This is a genomic window from Candidatus Hepatincolaceae symbiont of Strigamia maritima (genome assembly GCF_055505085.1).
On sequence record NZ_DBKDTU010000214.1, the window covers coordinates 1 to 5532 of the forward strand.

The following is a 5532-nucleotide window of genomic DNA, read 5'->3' on the forward strand; positions in this document are numbered from 1 at the left end:
GTAAATACCTATTGTAAAATAAAGTTTAAAATAATAATTATTCTTATTTTAAATAGCACAAATTTATATACTTTACTGTATTATTTAATCTTTGATTCTACGCTTTTTGTATGTTGTTACAGTTAAGCTTATTTAAGAAGTAAAGATTAAGATACAATTAGTTTTTGAGCGGTTTTTCGAGCTTCTTCTGTAATTTCTTTGCCTGAAATCATTCTTGCTATTTCTTCTATTTTTTCATGTGCCTCTAAAATAGCTACTTTAGTAAACAATTCATTATTAATAAGTTCTTTAGTAACTTTGTAATGCTCATCAGACTGAGCTGCAATTTGGTGAGAATGAGTAATTGCTATGGTTTGAAGTTTATTACTTAATTTTAATAATCTATTACCGATTAGCTCTGCAACTTCTCCTCCTACCCCTATATCAACCTCATCAAAAATAACAGTACTGATTGTATCTGTTTCTGCAATAATTAATCTTAGTGCTAACATAAATCTTGCCATTTCTCCACCGGAGGCAGTTTTATTCAAATCTAAAAAATTATCTTTAAGATTAGTACTAATTTTAAAAGTTACTTTATCTATACCGTATCCTGAATAATTCTCAGGAGGCAAAATTTCTACTTCTGTTTTAAATTTAGTATTCTTTAATTTTAAGTAGCTTAATTCTTGAATTACTTTTTTATCTAACAACTCAGCTGTTTTGAGCCTATTTTTACTTAAAATTTGAGCTTTCTCAAAATATTCCTGTTGTTGCACATTAAGAGTATTTTTAAGCTCTAGAATTTTCTTTGCTCCTAAGTTAAATCTTCCTAATTTTTTGCTAAGATTATCTCTTAATAAGTATAACTCATTAGGAGAAACCTTATGCTTTTTAGCAATACTTCTTAAGTCCATAATACGCTCTTCAATCTCTGATAATTCAGTTTCATTAAATTCTACATTTGAATTCATTTCATTTAATAACTCAGAACTTATTTCAAGATGCTGGTAAGCTTTGTCTAAATTTTCTAAAATATTTTGATAATTATTATCTTCCTCAAAAAGTTTTTGTAACTGATAAAGGTTTTTTAAAGATCTGTTAATAGCTTCTAAAATATCTGGATCTTGTAGATGATTTTGTGCTTTAGTTAACGAATTAGCAATTTTCTCATTATTGTTTAATAAAGCTTTTTTGTGTAATAAATCAATTTCTTCATCTTTATAAGGATTTAAATGCTCTAACTCATTGATTACATAATTTAAATAATCCTGTTCTCTTTCTAGATTAGATAATTCTTGCTTTAAGTTATTGAGTTCTTTTGTAGTTCGGCTTACATTGAAAAATAACTCTGATACTTCATGTAATAACTCTTTATTTTGGGCAAAATTATCAAGGATTTCTCGATGATGTACTCCTCTTAGGAGTCTTTGATTGTCAAATTGCCCGTGGACTCCTAAAAGTTTATCACCTATTAATTTTAAGCAATTTATACCTACCGAGATATCATTAATAAAACATTTTGATTTACCCTCATGATTAATGGTTCTTCTTAAAATAAGCTCATCATAATAAACTATACCTTGTTCTTGTAATAATTTTTTTATAATATTATTATGTGATATTATAAAAATAGCTACCACACATGCTGTATGCTCTCCTTCTCTTATTAATTTAGTATTAGCACGCCCACCCAGTGCAAGTGTTAGAGAATCTAAGAGAATAGACTTACCAGCTCCGGTTTCTCCTGTAAGAATAGTTAAACCGTTCTTGAAACTAAGTATTAAATTTTTTACTAACACTACATTAGAAATATTAAGTTCTTTTAACATAATAACTTACTGCTTATTCTTCTAACCTAGTAATATTAGAATATTTTTTTATAAGTTGATAAGTTTTTTTATACCAAATACTGTCAGGATAATTATATCCAAGAACAGCAGCAGTTTTAAAAGCTTCTTCCTCTACTCCTAAAGCTAACCATGCTTGGGTCAATCTATACATTGCCTCATCAATTGCACTTGTGGTTTGAAAATTATCCACAATTTCTTGAAATCTAGCAATAGCAGAAATATATTCTTTTTGTTTTAGATAATACTTACCAATATCCATATTCTTAGTAGCTAATAAATCTTTTACGACTTCTATTTTAAATATAATACTCTTACTATATTCACTATCAGGATATTTTTTAAGTAGAGCATTAAAAGCAATAAGTGCTTTCTGAGTAATACCTTGATCTCTTTTAATATCACCTATTTGTTCAAAATAAACCAAAGATTTCATATAATCTATCCATACCGAATATTTATTATAAGGATAATATCTGTTAAAACTCTCAATTTCAACTTCAGCAGCTAGAAGATCATTCTGTTGATAATAAATCCAAATTAATAATAATTGTGCCTCAATTGCCTCAGTTTGATATGAAAATTCAGATCCTATGCGTTTTAAATATTTAATTGCCTCACTAGCATTACCTGTTTTTAATTCATAAAATGCTACTTTATATAAACCGGCAACATCTAAGTCTTCATAATCTGCCTTAGAATTAAGTACAGTAAACCCAAATAGCAAAATGATTAAACTAATCTTAGTTAGTAGTCTCAAAACATTATATCCGTTTATAAGATTTATTGATTACTAATTTTAATTTATTAACTTTGCTAAAGCAAGTTTAATAAGCAATTTGTTGTTGAAAACTAACAGATAGAAATCTTTTATCCTCTAAGGTATCAATAGCATAATTTTGACTATTGCTAAAAATTTCTCTTAGGATAAGGTTATTAGCAGTATGTCCTGATTTAGAACATTTAAAAGCACCAGCTATTTCGTATTCGGATAAATAAAAATCCCCAAAACAATCTAAAATCTTATGTCTTACAAATTCATCATGACATCTAGTACCTTCTTTATTTAAAATTCCATCCTTAGATACCACAATCGCATTATGTAAGTTACCACCTAGAGCTAAACCCATAGCTTGTAATTTTTCAATATCTTCTAATTTGGCAAAAGTTCTACAAAAAGCAATATTTTTTACAAAATCATTATATTTACTATCAAATTTATATTTTTGTTGCTTAATTGGCGTATTAGGAAAATCTATTAAAAAATCTACTTTGAATCTATTACTTGGGATTACTTCTATCTGAATATCTTGTGTTTGTATACTAAGTGGTCTTAAAATTCTTAGAGTTTTTCTATATGCACCTAATTGCTCTATTACTTTTGCCTTTAACAATTGTTTAACAAAAATTTTAGAACTACCGTCTAAAATAGGAACCTCTAGGTTATCTATCTCGATAATTGCATTAGAAATTCTTAAACCCGCAAAAGCTGCCATTAAATGTTCAATAGTTGCTACTCTAGCATTTTTAGTATTAGCAATTACTGTAGAGAGTTTAGTATCAACCACATTAGACCAAGTGGCTTTAATGCTTATACTACTATCATCACTACCTAAATCTATTCTTTTAAAAATTATACCTGTATTAGGCTCTGCCGGTTTAATAGTTATATTTACTATTTTTCCGCTGTGTACTCCTACACCTGAGATTTTGAGTTCTTTTTTTATTGTTTTTTGATACATATTATTTCCATGTGTTTTACCTATCCATGGTTATAGGTTACAATAAGGTATCTGAAAAGGATATTGAAAATACATAACAAATTATTACAAGAATTTAAAAGATTATTTTTTCTTAAAAATATCTAATAAATCTGTTTTAGCTTTTACACTAGAAGTATTAATCTTATCCTGACTTATGTTATTTCTTTTGTGCATTACTATTAAATCATCTTCAGGAATATCAATATGTTCCTCATTCATTTTATGCTGATTTGCAAGGCTTTGCTTTTTTTTACTAATTACCAAATCAAACAAACTAAGCTTTTTCTTACCGATATTTTCTACTTCTTCACCAAAAATATCTTTATCTTGATAATATGCTTTTTTATACTGCAGATTTTTTTTATTTACTACTTCATGACTTACTACTTCATGAGTTAATTTTTTATAATTTCTCGGGGAAGCTTCAATTGAAATCTTGGATTGAACTTCTTTAGTTTTTACATTATTAAAGTTTCCGTTTGCGTCTCTAAAAGAGTTTATTTGTACAACATCTTTAGTAGCAATAACCGTATCCTGACTTTCCTTAAAATTTTCTTCTGTAACTCTTTGTTTTTCATAGTATTGCTCTTCAAATTGTTCTTCTACAAGGATTTGTTGCTCCGGCTTTATTGCCGTATATTTAGGAGAATCTACCTCTACATCATAGTTAAACTCTCTGTGATTCAGCTCTTTATGAGTATACTCAACTGCGGTATCTTCTCTTACTAAATCTTTAGTTTTATTTTGTATAGGGGTAGTACGATACTGAGAAACAGGATTAGAATCTTTTGCTCTTGTCTGTGAAAAAGTCTTATTTTCTTGTTGAATAATTTCTTGTTTTTGGCGTTTATCTTCTTTATGAAAAATCTGCTTAATAAGACTGGATTCCTGCTGAATAGGTTTTTTACTCTCAACCCCCGTGGCAACTATTGATACTCTAATTTTATCAGCCATTTTTTCATCAAAAATAGCACCAAAACTAATAAAAGCTTGCGGATCTACCTCCTGCCTAATATTATTTACTATTTGGTCTACCTCATATAGGGTCATATTATACCCTGCGGTAATATTAATTAAGATTCTTTTAGCTCCGCTTAAATTAACTCCATCAAGTAAAGGGTTATTCACCACCTGTGCCACAACTTTTTTTGCCCTATCTTCTCCTTCTGCCTCTGCAGAGCCTATCATAGCCTGCCCTGCACCTTCCATAACAGTTTTAATATCATTAAAATCTAAGTTAACTAAACCTTTTGAGATTATTAAATCGGTAATTGCCTTAACCCCTGAATATAATACATGATCCACAACCTTATAGGCATCCATAAAACTGGTTTTTTCATCAATAACCTTAAAAAGATTTTGATTAGAAATTACTACTAAAGCATCTAAATAATTCTCTATTTCTTTTAAGCCGTGTTCGGCAATTTCCATTTTATGATAACCTTCATAATTAAAAGGTTTGGTTACGAAACCTATGGTTAGTATCCCCATATCTTTAGCTATTTTAGCAATCACCTGAGAAGCTCCTGTTCCGGTACCTCCTCCCATACCGGCAGTAATAAAAAGCATATTAGTCCCTACTAAAATATCTTTAATATCATCTCTGGATTCTTCTGATGCTTGAAACCCTATTTCCGGTCTTGAGCCTGCTCCGAGACCTTTGGTTACTTTAGGACCAAGTTGTAATTTATTAGGACAAATACATTCTTCTAAAGCTTGCATATCAGTATTGCTAACTACAAATCTTACTCCTGATAAATCCATACCAATCATATTATTTACCACATTAGAACCAGCTCCTCCTACACCTAAAATAGTAATTGATGGCTGAAATATATCCTCAGTAGTTAATTGATGAATTTCTTCTATGGAGGTAAATCTTTTGATCATAATTTTATAACTCCTTACTTATAAATTTTACTAGTATATTCTTTAAATCA

At 28.9% G+C, this 5532-nt stretch carries 4 protein-coding genes; all 4 read right to left on the reverse strand.

Features of this window, described 5'->3' with window-relative positions:
• Positions 1–146 precede the first annotated feature (146 nt).
• The 4 genes from recN to ftsZ all read right to left on the reverse strand — a co-directional run bounded on the left by recN (position 147) and on the right by ftsZ (position 5482).
• Positions 147–1811, reverse strand: a complete 1665-nt coding sequence (gene recN, locus ACQCX0_RS05865; protein ID WP_462563239.1) for a DNA repair protein RecN — start codon at positions 1809–1811, stop codon at positions 147–149.
• Positions 1812–1824: 13 nt separating this feature from the next.
• Positions 1825–2589, reverse strand: a complete 765-nt coding sequence (locus ACQCX0_RS05870; protein WP_462563240.1) for an outer membrane protein assembly factor BamD — start codon at positions 2587–2589, stop codon at positions 1825–1827.
• Positions 2590–2656: 67 nt separating this feature from the next.
• On the reverse strand, positions 2657–3571 hold the full coding sequence (gene lpxC / locus ACQCX0_RS05875) for a UDP-3-O-acyl-N-acetylglucosamine deacetylase (protein WP_462563241.1): 915 nt from the start codon (positions 3569–3571) through the stop codon (positions 2657–2659).
• A gap of 102 nt (positions 3572–3673) precedes the next feature.
• Positions 3674–5482: a cell division protein FtsZ gene (gene ftsZ, locus ACQCX0_RS05880; protein WP_462563242.1), complete on the reverse strand. Its 1809-nt coding sequence runs from the start codon at positions 5480–5482 to the stop codon at positions 3674–3676.
• Positions 5483–5532: the final 50 nt, after the last annotated feature.